Genomic DNA, 17,769 nt, shown 5'->3' on the forward strand with positions numbered 1-17,769 from the left:
TCCTATTATCCATATTATTAGTATAACAAAGATTTTTAAAAAAGTAAAATTCTTTACTATATCATAGATTATTGTTTTATGCAAAGATTTTTTATCAATTTTCATTTTATTTAATTATGAACTTAAGTATAAGGCTTTATTGTGAAAATTAATAACCTTTTTTGTGAAATTTTTTTAATTTAAAACCCTCTAACTCATAAAAGTTAGAGGGCTAAATACTTAAAAATTATCTCTTATTACTTCTTCTCCAAATATTCATCTTTTCTGCTTCCTTAATTAGATCATCTCTAAATTCAGGTGCAGCAAGATTAATTATTCCTTCTGCTCTTTGCCAAGTTGCTTGACCCTTGCAGTTATACTTTCCATATTCAGTTACAATCCAGTGAGTATTTGGTCTTGCAGCTGTAATTACTGAGAAAGTTTCAAAATTAGGGACAATCCTTGATTCTTCTTTTCCTGTCTTCTTGTTCATAAATTTAGAAGATAGACAGATAAAAGATTTGCCTCCCTTAGATAAATATGCTCCAAGCACAAAGTCAAGTTGTCCGCCTGCTCCAGAAATATGTTTTAAACCTGAAGATTCAGAACTTACTTGTCCAAATAAATCAATATTTACAGCATTATTAATTGAAATAAAATTGTCAAGTTCAGCAATTACTCTTGCATCATTTGTATATGAAGTTGGAGCTGCCATACAAGTTGAATTGCCGTCGATGTAATCATACATTTCCTTTGAACCAGCTGCAAATCCATAAACTTGTCTAAATCTATTGATGTTTTTCTTCGCTCCAGAAAGTTTACCCTTCTTTGCCATTTCTACAAATCCATCAACATACATTTCAGTATGAACTCCAAGATCCTTTAAGTCAGAATTAGCAATAAGTGATCCAACTGCATTAGGCATTCCACCAATTCCAAGTTGAAGAGTTGCTCCATTAGGGATTTCCTCTACAATTAATTCTGCAACCTTTCTATCCACTTCACCAAAACTTCCCTTTGGTAGAGTAGCAATTTCAGGATTTTCGCCTTCAATAACATAATCAACATCCTTGATGTTAATTTCATTTTCAAAACCGCCAAGTCCAGTAATCATTTTTTCATTTACTTCTATAATTACTTTGTCTGCTGCTTCAATAACTGCCATTAAATGAGAGGCACTTAATCCAAAGTTAAAATTTCCATGTTTATCCATTGGAGGAGTTACTATAACTGCAATATCAACTTTACAGTTTTCTCTGTACCATCTTGGCAATTCAGAATATCTTAATGGTATATAAAATCCGCCAGGTGTTTTATTAATTCTATTTCTATCTGGTCCACCTGCGTGCCAAGAATTCCATACAACTTTTTTTCCTTCAGGGTCCTTCTTAAAAACTTCTGGTTCCCAAAGAAGTACACCACCCCTTAAATAAATTTCATTTAATTCATCAAGCCTTTCAGCAAGAGCCTTATCAAAGGCAACAGGAGTGCTGGCGCCCCATGCATAGTCAATCCACATATTGTCCTTTACCATTGCAGCAGCATCTTTTGCCGAAATTAATTTTTCTTGATACTCTTTAGAATAATCCATATTTCCTCCTTAAATTATAAATAATCCCTATAATTAGTATGAGACCTTAAAAACTTAATGTAATCTAAAAATTCTTCCATAATAATTTCACTTTTTCCCTTATTAGTCTCAATAACTATTTTATTTTTACCCCTTAGGTCAAAAATATAAGCACCTTTTACATCAACTTTGTATAATTTTTCATAAATCGCTGAATATAATATTAATTGATTTTCATAAGAAGATTTTATATAGTCCAAATCCATTTCACTAGTTTTTAAATCTACAATATAATAATCTCCGCCTATTTTTATAACTTGGTCAATATATCCCTTAACTAGAAATCCCTCTAAATCATAATAGAATAATAATTCTTTCTCTACTATATTTTCTTCTTCCATTTCCAAATAATTTAGGGAAAGTTCTCTTGCAATTTTTAATTTATCATCATCTATTTCTTCTTCATAATAATCAAAAATTTCTTTTAAAAAGTCATCTATATTATTTATGTTTGTATCTTTTCTTGAATGGATTTGTGCAAATAAATGAACAATACTTCCTAAGGTTTTTGGATCCAATACCCTGTTCTTTCCATCGCCCATTGTATACTCGTCAATTCCCAAAAAATATTTCTTGTAAAAATCCATAGGACTTCTTTTATAATTTATAAAATCCGTCACAGTGTAATACTCTCTAATTCTATTCTCAAAATTAATTTTTAAATCTAAAGGCAAATATTTTTTTAAAGGAAGGTCTTCTTTTAAATCCTTAGAAAGCTTGTATTCTTTTATTTCTACATCATCATCTAAAAAGTCAAAATAGGAGTTTGATTTATAATCTTTAAAATTTCCAAAGAGTAAAAGCTCCTTTTTGGCTCTAGTCATAGCTACGTATAAAACTCTTTTTTCTTCTTCATTATCAATCTTTCTTAATTTTTCACTTACTGCTCTATACCTGTAATCAGAAAAATCAGATTTAATAGCAATACCTAGATCTTTGTCTACGATTATTTTTTTATTTTGTCCTAATTTTTTCCCTCTATCCATGTGAGAAATTACAACTACATCAAATTCTAATCCCTTTGATTTGTGTATTGTCAAGAGATTTATTCCATCTTCCAAATCTTCAAATTTAATAGTCAAAATATATTTTTCAAAAGTTCCGTAATCCATTGAGTTTTCAGAAGAAAAATCTCTTGCTATCTCTTTAAATTTATATAAATAATCCCAATCTATTTCTCTTAAAGTTTCTAAATCATAAAAATAATTCATAATTTCTTCAATTATTTCATCCAAAAAAAGTGTTTTAGATCTCTTCTTTACTGAAATTAAAAATTTTATAAAATTATCTAAATTTTTATTTTCAGTTTTAATTTGAATTAAATCCGAAAAATTATTAATTTCTAAATTTAATATTTTGACTAAATCTTTAAAATTAAATTTTAAAAGTGGAGAATTAAAGAGAGATAATGTATTTAAAAATTCTTCAGGACTATAAATTGTGGACAAAATATTTTTTGTAACCTTTAAAACTTCTACTTCCTCTAAATTTCTTTCACCCTTGTTAAAGGATATATTTTTAAGAGTAAGTATCTTACTTATTTCATCAATTTGAGCATTGCTCCTAGACAAAATCGCAATATCTTTAGCTTTAAATTTTTTTAATAAATCGCCTACAACAACACTTATTTCATTATTATCCTCAGTATTATATAGATAAACATCGCCATCATTTTGAAAGTCATATTCCATTTCTTCATAATTATCAATTAACTTTTCAAAAGTAGAATTTATGAAATTTATAATATTTCCGTCGCTTCTATAATTTTTATTCATTATAAGGGAAAGTCCACGTTTCTTTATATCATCTGAAAAGCTAAAATAGCTATAAAGGTCTGCGCCCCTAAAGGCATAAATAGATTGCTTTGGATCTCCAACTATAAACAAATTTGATGTAAGAAAAGTATTTATAATTTCATTTTGAATTCCATTTGTATCTTGATATTCATCAACTAATATGTAAGAATACCTTCTTTGCAAAGCTATTTTGCAATTTTCCTTTTTTAAAATCTTATGAGTGTAAGAGATTATGTCGTCATAGTCAAGAGAATTTATTTCTCTCTTTTTATTTGAATAAATATTGTAAATATCTTTTAAAATTTCAATTATAATTTCGTAATACTCTTTATTTTTTATTTCAAGGTTTTTTCTTAATTCATTTATTAAATTCAAAATATTTTCAATTTTATCATTATATTTTTTTGCAGATCCAAGATTTTCTTCTATTGAATTTAAAATGTCTAGATTATAAGTTTCTAATTTTTTAATATCTTCAATATTTTCATCATAAAAATATTGAAACTTTTTACCACTTACTTTTCTAAAGTCATCTAACAATAAAACTAATTCACTAAAATTTTTATTTGAACTGCAAAAGTTTAAACTCTTCTTTAAAATATCTTCAAAATCTAAATCATTATTTTTAAAATCTAAATAAAGGTCAAAGAAAACTTTTCTTTCCTCAAAGGGATTTGTATTAAAATCTATTAGATATTTTTTCAGTCTTTCATCCGTATTGCTGTTTAAGGCTAACTTTATAGAATCTTCTAATAGTTTCAAACTTTTAGCATCCTCTAAGATTTTAAAATTTGGATTAATTCCAAGAATATAAGAATAATTAGATATTATTTCAAGAGCAAAGGAATGAATTGTCATAACATTTAAATCCTTCTCTTCAAATTCAATATTTTCTTCTACAAGTTCCCTGGAAATTCTTGCTAACATTTCTTCCGCAGCTTTTTTTGTAAAAGTAATTGCCAAAATACTTTTTGGATCATTATATTTTTTTACAATATTTATAAATCTACTTGTTAATACTCTTGTTTTCCCTGTACCCGCTCCTGCCATTAGTGTTACGTCTTTATCAATAGATTTAACTGCCTCTAATTGAATTTTATTTAAAATCATAAAAACTCCATAAAAAAACCCCGCTACGGGGATTAATCAAATATTATTTCTGCAAGAGCTATTATAAACTTATTGTCAACTTTATAAAAAATTTCAGTCCCATTTCTATCACTGTTTAACACGCCAGCTCTCTTTAATTTTCCGAGATGGGAAGAAACAGTTGGTTGAGGAATATTAAATTTCTCTTGTAAAGATCCAACATTACATGGACCATTGTCAATTAGATTTTTAATAATTTTAAGTCTAATGGGATGTGCCATTACTTTTAAAACTTCAGCTGTCTTCTCTAAATTATCTATTTTGTTTCTCACTTCATACCTCCAAATATGTAACATGAATAAAATTGATTAGTCAATTCATATTCTTTAATTATAATATTTGAACCTTCTACTTTTGTCAATAGTTTCACATAAATTTCATCTAGCGAAAAAATATTTCCTAGATTTAATAAAAAATTGACCTCCTCAAGTCAGTTTTTCAGTCCAACTTGAGAAGGTCATTACTTTTCACTAAAGCCTTTAAATTAAATTTATACTCTCTTTATCTCTATTTTTATTTCATGTCCATTTAGGTTTTCAGCTTCTGTATCTACATCTGAATTAACTATTTCAGTTGCCAAAGTTTCTGTCTTAATAAATTTTTCTTCAGCTGCTATTGCCTTTTCTACTTCTTCGTCAGATTTAAAAGTTATCTTAATATTGTCTAAAATGTCTAAATCCTTTTTCTTTCTTAGTTGTTGAATCTTTGATATAAATTCTCTTACATATCCTTCATTAAGAAGTTCAGCATTAAGTTCAGTGTCAAGAATTACAAAGAGGTTATTTTCCATAATAACATCAAAACCATCTTTTGCATTGATTTTTACTTCTACATAATCTCTCTTGATTTCTATTTCTTCGCCATTAATTTCAATGTTTACATTTCCTTCATTTAATTTTGAAAGAAGTTCTTTAGCATTAGTTTCCCTTAAATATTTGCCAAAGTCTTTTACTTTTGAACCTAAAATGCTTCCGCAAACTCTAAAGTTTGGTTTAAGTTCAAATTCCATATATTCTGAAAGATTATCTTCAAATTTTACCTCTTTAACATTTAATTCTTCCTTAATTAAATCAGTTAAATCGCCAATAATATCTTTATACTTCCCGTCGATAATAACTTCTGCAAGTGGTTGTCTAACTTTAATCTTTGCTTCTTCTCTGGATGCTCTTCCCAATGTTACAAGATCCCTTACCAAATCCATTTTTTCTTCTACTTTGTCGTTGATCATATTTTCATCATAAGTTGGATAATCAACTAAGTGTACAGACTCTTCATCAGTAAGTGACTTAAATAATTCTTCAGAGATAAATGGAACTATTGGTGCGATTAGTTTTGTAACACCAAGTAAAACTTCATAAGTTGTCTTATATACTGCAAGTTTAGTATTGTCTTTGTCAGTCTTCCAGAATCTCCTTCTGTTTCTTCTAATGTACCAATTTGAAACATCTTCAATTACAAATTCTTGAATTTCTCTAACAACTTTTGTAAGTTCAAATACTTCCATGTCTTTTCTTACAGTTTTTACTAGTCTGTTATATTTTGAAAGCAACCATTTATCGATTTCTTCTAAATCTTCATAGCTTACTTTGTGTTCTCTAGGATCGATATTATCTGTATTGGCATAAAGACTGAAGAAGTTATATGTGTTTCTAAGTGATCTAAAGAATTTTGATTCAATTTCACGAAGACCATCCTCATCAAATTTTGTTGGAGTCCAAGGTGGAGATACATAAAGTAGATACCATCTTACAACATCGGCACCGTATTTATCAAATAATTCAAGAGGAGCTACTGTATTTCCTCTTGATTTTGACATTTTCTTTCCTTCTTTATCAAGGATAAGGTCGTTTACAAGTACATTTTTGTATGGACTTTTTCCTGTCATATAAGTTGAAATTGCAATTAGTGAATAGAACCAACCTCTAGTTTGGTCAATTCCTTCACATATAAAATCTGCTGGGAATAACTCATCAAAATTATCTTTATTTTCAAAAGGATAATGCCATTGTGCAAAAGGCATTGCTCCTGAATCAAACCACACATCGATTACATCAAGTTCCCTTTTCATTTCTTTTCCACATTTTGGACATTTTATATGAATATCATCAACATATGGTCTGTGAAGTTCTATATCTTCTGGAACATCTTCCACAGCTTTTTTTCTAAGGTCTTCAATTGAACCAATTGATTCTGTATGACCACATTCACATCTCCAAATTGGAAGTGGTGTCCCCCAATATCTTGACCTTGAAATTGCCCAGTCATTTAGATTTTCTAGCCAATTTCCAAATCTCTTTTCACCCACAAAATCTGGGAACCAATTAACACCCTTGTTGTTTTCAATTAATTTATTTTTAAATTTAGTAACTTCAATGTACCAAGATGGGTGTGCGTAATAAATTAATGGAGTATGACATCTCCAACAGTGTGGATAATTATGAACTACTTTTTGTTTTGAAAACATTAAGTCATTGTCCATTAGATAATGAATCACATCATGATCAGCATCTATTACAAATTGACCTTTCCATGGTGTATCAGTAAATTTACCTTCTTCATCCACTGGTTTTAACATTGGAAGGTCATATCCCCTTGCAGTTTGGTAGTCGTCTTCACCAAAAGCAGGCGCAATATGAACAATACCTGTACCATCTTCAGTAGTTACATAATCAGCACATATTACATAAAATGCTTTTTTATCAGGTTCTAAAAATTTAAGAAGTTGCTCGTATTCCATAAACTCTAAATCTTTGCCGACAAATTCTTCTATTACTTCATATTCATCATCTTTGAAAACTGTTTTTGCAAGTAACTTTGCTACATAATAAATATTTCCGTCGGAATGCTTTACTTTAATATATTCAACTTTTGGATTTACAGCAAGGGCTACGTTAGATGGAAGTGTCCAAGGTGTAGTTGTCCATGCTAAGAAATATTCATTATCCTTATCCTTTAATTTGAATTTACAAGTTACAGTAGTAGTTTTTATTTCTTCATAACCTTGTGCAACTTCGTGAGATGCAAGTCCAGTTCCACATCTTGGACAATAAGGAACAATTTTATGTCCTTCATAAATTAATCCCTCTTTAAACATCTTGTCTAAAATGTGCCAAACTGATTCAATATAACTATTTTCAAGTGTAATATATGGATGGTCTAAATCTATTAGATAGCCCATTCTTCTAGTAAGTGTTCTCCATTCTTTTTCATATTCAAAAACAGATTCCTTACATTTTTTATTAAAATCTTCAACTCCATAGGATTCAATATCTTGTTTATTATGAAGTCCAAGTTTTTTTTCAACTTCAATTTCAACTGGAAGACCATGTGTGTCCCAACCAGCTTTTCTCTTAACTTTATATCCAAGCATTGTATGATATCTACAAGTTAAGTCCTTTAAAGTTCTCGCCATTACATGATGTATTCCTGGCTTGCCATTTGCCGTTGGAGGTCCTTCATAGAAAATATAATTCTCTCCATCTTTTCTAGATTCTACAGATTTGTGTAAAAGATCTATTTCATCCCAAAATTTTGAGATTTTTTCTTCCCTTACACTAACCTTATCCTTAGATAATTCTTTAAAATTTTTCATCTAAAACTCCTTATTCTTCCTAATTTTTTATAAAAAAGTCCCCTCTCAAACGAGAAGGGACGAACTAGCCGCGGTACCACCCTAATTATAGGTAACTATCACTTAATTTTTTAACGCAAATACGCAAAGGCTTTTGACCTTTGAGCTCCGAGGTGATCTATAAATTTTCAAAACACAGTTTCACACCAAACAACTGCTCTCTTAGTTTTTAGAATTTACCGTCCTCATCAAAGCTTATATAAAATTGTCTATTGTTTCATCCTTAAACATTTTAATAATGTTGGATTGAATCTTTGCGAGTGTAACGTGGAATTTACAATTTCCAACATCACCAGATTTGTTTTTGCTACAATAACTATCTTTTTGTAAACACCTATTTATTACAATAGGACCATCAATCGCAATAAGTATGTCGTATAGTGTTATGTCTTCTTTTGGTTTCTTTAAATAATATCCACCCTTAGAACCTCTTTTTGCATCGGTAATTCCCGCTAAATTTAATTTTCTCAAAATTCTTAGAGTAAATCTTTTAGTAACACCTTCACTTTCAGCAATTTGAGGTGCTCCAATTACTGTACCTTCATTTTCAGCCAGGTACCTTACAATTCTAAAGGCATAATCTGTCTCTTGTGTTATTCTCATTTTATCACCTATTTTGAATATTATATCATCTTTGTTTACTTTTTAAAATACTTATCTTGTATTTTTCTAAGCTTTACAATTTCTGACTCTTCATTTAAAGATATGTCATCATAAGTAACTAGACTTCCCTTTTTTACATCTCTCTTCGCATAAGCACCATTTGTTACAATACCAATTGGCACATGGTTTCCCTCTAATTGATCTTTTTTTGTTTCTAAAGTTCCAAAAATCATTTCTCCGCCAATAGAGTCAAGTTTTTCGCCCTTTTTTATATCTCTTTTGGCAACTGCTACAGTTTCTGCATAAGGTTCTCCCATTGGGGCAATAGATGAATCTCTCAATACCACAGCTTTAATAATGGAAACTATTGTCTCAATACTAGTCAAATGATAAGGTCTATATATTGTATAATTTGGGCCTTCTCCCATGGAAAGATATTTCATTTCTTTATCGATAATATTAGATTTTGGTCTTACCACAACAAAAACTCCAGGAGCTATACCCGTTGCAAAGTCTACAACACCATAGGAATTTAAAATTCCACCATCTTCTTTTAATTTGTAATCATCGGCAATTTTTTTAGGACTTGTATCTACAAAATGGCAACCCCTAATGTCTGGAATAAAGCCAAGAGCATTGCATACAGCATTAAGTTCAATCATTGTGTTAGTCCCATCTACAAAAGAAGTTAACATCCTTGGACTTATTCCCTTTTTGTTTGCAGAGTCCCTTAAACTATCTGGAGTCGCATAATTATTTAATTCATTATTTTTCCCCTTTCCGAGAACTAGAACCTCAAACCCACAATTTTTTGCAAATTCATAAATCTCTACAATAGCACCAGGTTCATCGCCCTTTGTTCCTGAATAAATTAATCCCTTTTCATCTGCCATTACCTTTAAAATTGGTCCAACAGTTGCATCCATCTCAACATTAAGACTAACTATATCCACATTATTTTCTATTGCCGAAATAGATAATTTTGTACCAGTCTCAGTGTCTCCCGTACAATCAACTATGCAGTCCACAAGAGTTGAGGCAATTAAATTATTTGTTGTGGCGATGTATTTTTTTTCTCTTAAAAGATTCCTTGCTTCTTCCAAGTCATCTGTAAAAGCATAATCACCTTTATCTATATTTGCTGAATCTATTGCAGCTTTTAGCGTTACTTTATTTCTTGATGAAAAAACTATGGGATAAAAATTTTCATTTTGACTTAACAAAGTAAATAGTGAAGTGCCCATTATTCCTGAGCCAACAATTCCAACAGAAATATTTCCATATTCCTTTAATTTTTTTTGTAAGTAAAACATTCTTCCTCCAAATCTATTTGAATCATTAAAATTAATCTTATTTGCAAAATTATTTTAATCTGAATTTACTTCTATTGCAAATTATTTTTCACTAAGCATCTTTCCAAGTCGATATCCACAAGAAAATGCAAATTGCAAATTATAACCACCGCAGTCTCCGTCAATATTTAGTGCCTCTCCTATAATATACAAATTCTCAATTTTTTTACATGAATAGTCATACGGATTTACTTCGCTTAAATCAACGCCACCTCTTGTAACTTGGGAATTTTTAAAACCTGTGCTCCCAATTACTTTAAACCTTGACTTTAATAAAATTTCTACGATATTTTCAAAATCTGACATAGGAATCATATTCATTGCAACTTTTTTGTCTAAATTTAAAGAATCAATTATATAGTGAATAAATTTTTTATCGACAATTCCCATTAAGTACTCTTCAAGGGAAAAATCTGGAAACATATAATATCTGCTATAAAGCATCTCAATTGTATTTTCATCAACATTATTTATTATTGGCACTTCAATAAAATTATTTTCAGAAATATTCACTGACAAATCTAAAATTGGCGGCCCACTTATTCCATAATCAGTGAATAAAATTTCTCCAAATCTTTCATCAATTTTTTTATCTTTCTCAAATAATTTTGCCCTTCCAATTACTTTAGTCCCCTTAAGATGCTTTAAATATTTTGATTCTAATTTTATTTGAGTAAGTGCCGGCTTTAATTCAGTTATTTTTAAACCTAGCTCTTTTAGAATTTCAAAACTTCTTCCATCAGAACCACTTGCAGGCATGGATTTTGCGCCAAAGGCTGCAATAACTACATCTGATTTAAAAATTCCATTATTTGTAAGTACTTCAAAACCCTTTTTATTTTTTTTAATTTCTAAAACTTCTGTGTTTGTCCTAATGTCGATATTCTTTTTATTAAGCCAATACATAAAAATATTTAGCACAGAATTTGACTTCAATGTAATTGGATAAACTCTATTTCCATCAATTGTAGATTCAAGCCCTAAAGTTTTAAAATAATTTATTAAGTCTTGATTATTAAATTCTTTTATGGTGTATTTAACAAAACTTGGAGAAGAATAATTTTCTTCTGACAAATTTAAGTTAGTATAATTGCATCTGCCATTGCCAGTTGCCAGTAATTTTTTCCCAATCCTGTCATTTTTTTCAATTAATGTAACATCATTATTTTCATTTTTTGCATTTATAGCAGCAACCATTCCAGCAGGTCCTGCACCAATAATTATTATATTCATAGTATCACAAACAAATTATATCCTAAAGTTTTATAAATTTACAATAATTTAATAAATTTGTGTTATAATAGCTAAGAAATTTGGAGGAATTATGAAAAATAAGATTTATATAACAGGACACAAAAACCCCGACACAGATAGTATATGTTCTGCCATTGCCTTGGCAGAGTTAAAAAATAAAATGGGAGAAAATACTGAAGCAATTAGGCTTGGCAATTTAAATAAAGAAACCGAATTTGTACTTAAGTATTTTAACGTAGCTAGTCCAAGGCTAAAGACTTCTATCAAGCCACAAGTCCGTGATATTGAAATAGACGCTGCCTATTGTGTAAATCCAAGTCTTTCTATGGCATCAGCAATGGATTTGATTCAAAAAAATAATATCAATTCCTTGCCCGTTGTAGACGATGATGACAATCTTATTGGAATCGTAAGTTTATCCAACATTGCATCATCTTATATGGAAATTTGGGATGACTCAATAATCGGCAGGAGTAACACAAGCTTTGAAAATATTTTAGATGTGCTTAAGGGCAAAGTTCTTTATTTGCCAAAAAATCCAAGAAAGCTATCAGGTAAAATGGCTGTCAAGGCTATAAAAAATCAGGACTTAATAAAGGAAAATGATATAGTAATTGTTGGCGACGATATAAAAGACCAAGAAGCTGTAATTAAAAAGGGCATATCTCTTTTAATTCTTACAATTTCAACTAAACTTGATGATAAACTTTTAGAACTTGCAAAGGAAAATAATGTTGCGGTAATTTCTACTGGACTTTCAACTTTTATGGTTGCAAGAATTTTGCCACAAGCTGTTCCCGTTGAATATGTAATGACAAGAGGTAATCTAGTTGTATTTCACAAGGACGATTTAATTGACGACGTTCGTGAAAAAATGGCACAATCAAGATTTAGATCCTATCCTGTTCTCAACAATAAAAATAAAGTAATTGGAAATATTTCCCGCTATCACTTAATTTCAAACTTAAAGAAAAAGATAATTTTAGTTGACCACAACGAAAGAAACCAATCCATTGATGATATTGATTCTGCAGAAATTGTGCAAATCGTGGATCACCACAGAGTTGCTAATATCTCTACAAGTTCTCCAATTTATTTTAGAAATGAGCCTGTTGGATCGACTGCAACAATTGTTTCAAAAATGTTTTTTGAAAATGGAATAAAGCCTTCTCGTGAAGTTGCTGGTCTTCTTTGTGCGGCAATAATTTCCGACACACTTTTATTTAGATCTCCTACATCTACTGATACAGATAAATATATTCTAAATAAAATGAAAAAAATTGCAGCAATTGATGTAGATGAATTTGCAATGGAAATGTTTAAAGCAGGTACAAGCCTCGAAGGTAGAAAACCCGATGAACTTTTAAAATCCGATGTTAAAAACTTTTCTGTTGAAGGCATAAATATAAGAATCTGTCAAATTTTTACTATGGATTTGGAAAGTACGACTTCTGTGGAAAAAGAATTAAAAGAAACTATGGAACACTTTATTGAAACATCTGACACAGAGACTTTCATCTTGATGATTACAGATATATTTAGGGAAGTTTCTGAAGTAATTATCGCAGGAAGCTTTAAAGAAGCAATTGCGAGAAAATTTGAAAAGGAATTAGTTGGCGACAAATTTTTATCTGAAGGACTTCTATCAAGAAAAAAACAACTCCTTCCTAAAATTAGCTCTGCAATATCAGAAGAACTTTCATAATTATTTTACAAAAAAGAGCCTATCATCTGATAGACTCTTTTTATCATTATTTAGAGCAGTTTTCATTGCAACCGCATGAATTTTCATCCTTATCTTCGCAGCCGCAATCGTGATCGTGTTTATCTTCGTGATGGTCATCTCCATCATCATCCTTCTAACTTTCATCCATGTAGACATTTAGATTCTTAATTCCATATATCTTTTCAAGTTCTTCAGAAAATTCAACCACAGATTTTTCATCAAAACCATAGATGTAGACTTCGCTGCCATAATTTATAATTTCTAATTTTAAAATCCCATCGTTATAGAGATTTATTCCCATAAAATTAAGAGCAACTTCTCCAATTAAATTATCTAAAATCATCTTTTTAAAGTCTTCATCAATTATTCCTTGAAAAATGTATTCATATCCATCTTCATCAGAATAAACAGCAAATTCTTCAACTAATTTTTTTGATTTTTCATCTTCTTTTAAAACTTTAATCTGATAGGAATCACATTTATTTAAATAGATTTTTAAAATATCGAAAACTGGGTTTAAATCAATATCTTCTTCGATAAAAACATTGTTTTCAAAATTTATATAGTACAAATAATCACTCCTTATTTTGTTAAAAGATAAAATTCAATGTAGGCATCTTCTAAATTATCTTCCTTAGGAAAATAAATATTTGTAAATAAAATTTTGTATCCATCTTTTTCTATAGCCAAATCTTCTAACTCTATTTTGTCCTTTGTCTTTCTCAAAACTTTTAAATTATCCTTTAATTTTGCCAAATCTATAGTCATAATATTCTTATAATCTTCATCTATTTTTTTATAAATTTTTATTTCTCTATTAGTTTTTTCAAATTTATAATCTCCAGATGTAACAACATCATCAAGAGAATATACAAAAATCAAATGATTGTAACCTTCAATGTCTATATTAAATCTAAGTTCATTGTCCCTTGGCAAATTGTCTGTATAAGAATAACCAAGATTATTTTTATCTTCGATAATGTTACTAAATCCGAATAATTTTGTAAAACTATCTTCATTTAGTTTAAAATCCTTTGGCATATGTTTTAATTCAGAAACTCTATCAGTTCTTACCATGTAGCTAACTATATCTACAATTTGACTTTTCGCATCACTTTCAATATTTAAATTTGGTTTTATTTCTTCTCCTACAATCATTTTATTGTCTTTTAAAAGTTTTTCAAACCTTGCATTTTGAGATCTTACGCTGAGGCTTGGTGCAGATGCAGGTCCTATTCCCGTAATTAAAATTATTACAAATAAAAAAATTGGTATTGTTATATTTGAATTTTCTCTATACAAAATATAATAAATCAAAGAAAGAAAAATCCAAACTCCAGCTGCTATAACAATGTATCTATTTTCTGTCATTCCATATTCCCTAATTCTTAAATAAATTGCAAAAAACATCATACCCAATAGTGGGAAAAGTGTGAAAGGAAAAATAATTTTAAAATAGTTAATAATTTTTATCGAGTCCACTCTGGACAAGAAAAATAGATATACTACTGAAAAACTTGCAAACCAAATAACTAAATTTACGATTAAATTATTTGGGATTTGCCAAAGCACTAAAATTTTTACAAAATATGCAAGTAAAATCGCTGTATAAATAATTACAATAGGTGTAATTATATAAACTAATAAAATTTTAAAAGCCTTAGGATATTTATAATCTGTGAAAGAATCTCTAACTTTTGGAAAATCAGAAAAAAATGTCACAACATTAAATAATATAAAAGAAAAAATTGCCACTCTAAGATAAACTGAAGAATGAAAATTAAACCTAAATAAACTATTTAATGCAAAAATAATTCCACTTATACCAATAAATACAATAAAGCTGTAAATATTTGAAATTATAAAAGATTTTAAAATTTTTGCTACATAAACTACATAATCTTTGTGGTAATTAAATTTTCCAATAAAGGATGATGCTACAACAAGTGCAGCAATCAATGTAAAATAAATAAAATTATTATTATAATTAGCTAATGTTTTACTTTCATTATAAACAAGTTCGTAAATTCCATATAAAATTGGCAAGGTAATTACATAGGAAAGTACTTTAAATAGATTGTTATTTTTTAAATTTTTTAGGTCGTAATAATTTCTTATTCCTTCATTAAAAAGTCTAACAAAAGCATAAAGAAAAATTCCAAATACAAAGACTAAACCATAACCTTCCATTCTATTTATAAACATATTACCTTTGTCATAAAAAGTTGACATAATCAAAAACACTGTTGCAAGCATAGCGCTTATAATAGTAAATGGAAATCTTTTAAAGGTGTTTTTAATACTATTAAAATTAAGTAATGTATAATTAAAAATTCTCATAACTACCTCCTTATTTTAATAATATATCAAAGACCTTAAATTTTAAAGTAAATGGTTAAAATCTTTATCATTGTATCCACTTTGACATATTTATTTTTTGTATACAACTTTTCCCTCAGAAATGGTATAGAGAACTTCTCCTATTAATACTTTATTGGCAAAGGGAGTATTAGATGACTTTGATTTGAATTTCTCGATTTTATAATGACTGTTGAGGTCAATAATAGTTATGTCTGCTATTTTATCTTTTGCAATTTCTCCTCCCTCTAATCCATAAATTTTTGCTGGATTTGTACTCATTAGCTCAATTAATTTCATAAGGCTTATTTCATTATTTAGAACTAAATTTTCATAGCAAATTGAAAAAGAAGTTTCAAGCCCAATTATTCCTGATGGTGCCTTGGTAAGCTCTAAATCTTTCTCTTCCTTGCTATGTGGTGCATGATCTGTTGCTATAATTTCAATTGTTCCCTCTTTAATACCTTCAATTATTCTTTTTCTATCCCTTTCACTTCTTAGAGGTGGATTCATCTTTGCCAAACTTCCAAATTTTAAAATTGCACTGTCATTTAATGCAATGTGGTGAGGAGTTACTTCTGCAAAAATATTTGCTCCCATAGATTTTCCAAATTTAACTAGTTCTACTCCTAAACCCGTTGAAATATGTTGGATTGAAATTTTTGCTCCAGAATAAATTGCCATGGCAACATCTCTTGCTATAAAAGATGTTTCTGCAATAGTTGGCGATCCCTGAATATTTAGTTCTTCTGAAACTTCTGAATGATTTATTCCATTTTGAGCAATTAAATTTGGATCTTCTTCGTGAAAAGAAATTATTGCATCTAACTTTTTTGCACGATACATTGCTTCTAAAATTAATTTAGAATTTCTATTGGGGATTCCGTCATCTGTAAAAGCAATGGCACCTGCATTATAATTTTCTTCCATATTGACAAGTTCAACATCGCCAAAATTTTTTGTGAGAGCTGAAACTGTAAAAACTTTTAAAGGAAGTTCTCTTGCTTTTTTATAATGTTCAATAATTTTTTCTTTACTATCGATTTTAGGACTAGTATTTGCCATTTGAATGACAGTGGTAAATCCGCCGGCGATTGCTGCTTCACTTCCACTCTCCAAATCTTCCTTATAGGTTTGACCAGGATCTCTAAAATGAACGTGAACGTCAATAAATCCTGGAACTACAATTTTTCCACTAGCATCAATTATTTCTTCGCTAATATTTGATGTATCTATGTTCTTATTAATATCAATTATTTTTCCCTTTTCAATTTTAATATCTAAAACATCGTCAGTTTTTGAAAGAGGATCAATTACTCTTCCACCTTTTATAATCATATTTTCTCCTATTTATTAATATTTTAAAAAAGACGAGGAAATCCTCGCCTTTCTAAAATTTAATTATTCTTCTTCGCTTTTTTCTTCACCTTCATCATAGATTTCTAAATCGTCAAAGTCAAAATCGTCATCGTATAAATCGAAATCCATGTCTTCATTTTCGTATACATAATCTTCTAAATCTGCTAGATCTTCTTCAATAATGTCTACATAATCTTCGATTTCTTCTCGAGATTCTCTCATCTCATCAATAACATCACTTAAAATATCCACAAGTTCAGATATTATTTTACCTTCATTAGTAGTTGTGTCCAAATCATATCCATCACAAAGACCTTGTAAATAAGATATTCTCTTTAATAAATATTCCATATTTCCTCCAATTTAAACTCTAGACATATATTCGCCATCTCTTGTGTCAATTCTTATAACGTCGCCTGTATTTATAAAAAGTGGCACATTAAGAGTGAAACCTGTTTCAACAGTAGCTGGTTTAGATCCACCACTTGATGTATCACCTTTGACACCTGGTTCAGTTTCCGTTACTTCTAATTCAACAAAATTTTGAGGCGTAACCCTAAAAGCTTTGCCTTTATAAAAATTAATAGTTGCCATATCATTTTCTTTAATAAAGTTAAGGGCATCTTCTACCATACTTTTTTCTAATGGAATTTGTTCGTAAGTTTCTTGATCCATGAAATAATACAATGTTCCATCGGAATATAGGTATTGCATTTCTTTATTTTCAATTACAACTTTTTCAAATTTTTCTGATGGATTAAAAGTTGTGTCTTTAATACTACCAGTAAGTACTGATTTAATTTTACTTCTTACAAAAGCTGCTCCCTTTCCAGGCTTAACGTGTTGGAAGTCTAAAACTACCCAAACATCTCCATCCCATTCAAATGTAAGTCCTTTTCTTAAATCTCCTGCTGTTATCATATTTTCCTCCA

At 29.3% G+C, this 17,769-nt stretch carries 14 protein-coding genes and 1 other annotated feature; of the genes, 1 reads left to right on the plus strand and 13 read right to left on the minus strand.

Annotation, left to right across the window (positions count from 1 at the left end; all coding sequences use genetic code 11):
• Positions 1 to 226: 226 nt before the first annotated feature.
• The 7 genes from ACQRC6_RS03450 to ACQRC6_RS03480 form a co-directional block, all read right to left on the minus strand.
• Positions 227 to 1,570: a butyryl-CoA:acetate CoA-transferase gene (locus ACQRC6_RS03450; RefSeq protein ID WP_427847754.1), complete on the minus strand. Its 1,344-nt coding sequence runs from the start codon at positions 1,568 to 1,570 to the stop codon at positions 227 to 229.
• Positions 1,571 to 1,584: 14 nt separating this feature from the next.
• Entirely contained in the window at positions 1,585 to 4,515 is a 2,931-nt protein-coding gene (locus ACQRC6_RS03455) for a UvrD-helicase domain-containing protein (protein ID WP_427847755.1), read from the minus strand.
• A 32-nt stretch (positions 4,516 to 4,547) separates the two neighbouring features.
• Positions 4,548 to 4,826 (minus strand): ArsR/SmtB family transcription factor, encoded by a 279-nt coding sequence (locus tag ACQRC6_RS03460; protein WP_427847756.1) that lies wholly within the window; start codon positions 4,824 to 4,826, stop codon positions 4,548 to 4,550.
• 218 nt (positions 4,827 to 5,044) lie between these two features.
• Complete coding sequence (gene ileS / locus ACQRC6_RS03465; protein ID WP_427847757.1) at positions 5,045 to 8,146, minus strand: isoleucine--tRNA ligase; 3,102 nt, start codon at positions 8,144 to 8,146, stop codon at positions 5,045 to 5,047.
• Between the two features lie 52 nt (positions 8,147 to 8,198).
• Positions 8,199 to 8,386, minus strand: a binding site (T-box leader).
• Positions 8,381 to 8,788, minus strand: a complete 408-nt coding sequence (locus ACQRC6_RS03470) for an RrF2 family transcriptional regulator (RefSeq protein WP_427847758.1) — start codon at positions 8,786 to 8,788, stop codon at positions 8,381 to 8,383. (Overlaps the previous feature by 6 nt.)
• A 35-nt stretch (positions 8,789 to 8,823) precedes the next feature.
• Positions 8,824 to 10,101: an NAD(P)H-dependent oxidoreductase gene (locus ACQRC6_RS03475; RefSeq protein ID WP_427847759.1), complete on the minus strand. Its 1,278-nt coding sequence runs from the start codon at positions 10,099 to 10,101 to the stop codon at positions 8,824 to 8,826.
• A gap of 81 nt (positions 10,102 to 10,182) precedes the next feature.
• Complete coding sequence (locus tag ACQRC6_RS03480) at positions 10,183 to 11,373, minus strand: aminoacetone oxidase family FAD-binding enzyme (RefSeq protein ID WP_427847760.1); 1,191 nt, start codon at positions 11,371 to 11,373, stop codon at positions 10,183 to 10,185.
• Between the two features lie 91 nt (positions 11,374 to 11,464).
• Between ACQRC6_RS03480 and ACQRC6_RS03485 the strand changes: the two genes are divergently transcribed.
• On the plus strand, positions 11,465 to 13,099 hold the full coding sequence (locus ACQRC6_RS03485; RefSeq protein ID WP_427847761.1) for a putative manganese-dependent inorganic diphosphatase: 1,635 nt from the start codon (positions 11,465 to 11,467) through the stop codon (positions 13,097 to 13,099).
• On the opposite strand, the gene ACQRC6_RS03490 is transcribed toward ACQRC6_RS03485, so the two are convergent.
• The 6 genes from ACQRC6_RS03490 to efp all read right to left on the minus strand — a co-directional run bounded on the left by ACQRC6_RS03490 (position 13,100) and on the right by efp (position 17,758).
• Entirely contained in the window at positions 13,100 to 13,264 is a 165-nt protein-coding gene (locus ACQRC6_RS03490; protein ID WP_427847762.1) for a hypothetical protein, read from the minus strand.
• Positions 13,254 to 13,691: a hypothetical protein gene (locus ACQRC6_RS03495; protein ID WP_427847763.1), complete on the minus strand. Its 438-nt coding sequence runs from the start codon at positions 13,689 to 13,691 to the stop codon at positions 13,254 to 13,256. Before ACQRC6_RS03495 ends, ACQRC6_RS03490 begins: the two co-directional genes overlap by 11 nt.
• An 11-nt stretch (positions 13,692 to 13,702) precedes the next feature.
• Positions 13,703 to 15,460, minus strand: coding sequence for a DUF4153 domain-containing protein (locus ACQRC6_RS03500; RefSeq protein ID WP_427847764.1), 1,758 nt, complete (start codon positions 15,458 to 15,460; stop codon positions 13,703 to 13,705).
• 90 nt (positions 15,461 to 15,550) lie between these two features.
• A complete protein-coding gene (locus ACQRC6_RS03505; protein WP_427847765.1) occupies positions 15,551 to 16,816 on the minus strand; it encodes a dihydroorotase in 1,266 nt (421 codons plus the stop codon).
• A gap of 63 nt (positions 16,817 to 16,879) precedes the next feature.
• Positions 16,880 to 17,188, minus strand: coding sequence for a CD1247 N-terminal domain-containing protein (locus tag ACQRC6_RS03510; RefSeq protein ID WP_293559277.1), 309 nt, complete (start codon positions 17,186 to 17,188; stop codon positions 16,880 to 16,882).
• A 12-nt stretch (positions 17,189 to 17,200) separates the two neighbouring features.
• Positions 17,201 to 17,758 (minus strand): elongation factor P, encoded by a 558-nt coding sequence (efp, locus tag ACQRC6_RS03515; RefSeq protein ID WP_427847766.1) that lies wholly within the window; start codon positions 17,756 to 17,758, stop codon positions 17,201 to 17,203.
• Positions 17,759 to 17,769 lie beyond the last annotated feature (11 nt).

It is taken from the genome of Peptoniphilus sp. SGI.035, from assembly GCF_050315115.1.
GTDB lineage: Bacteria > Bacillota > Clostridia > Tissierellales > Peptoniphilaceae > Peptoniphilus_A.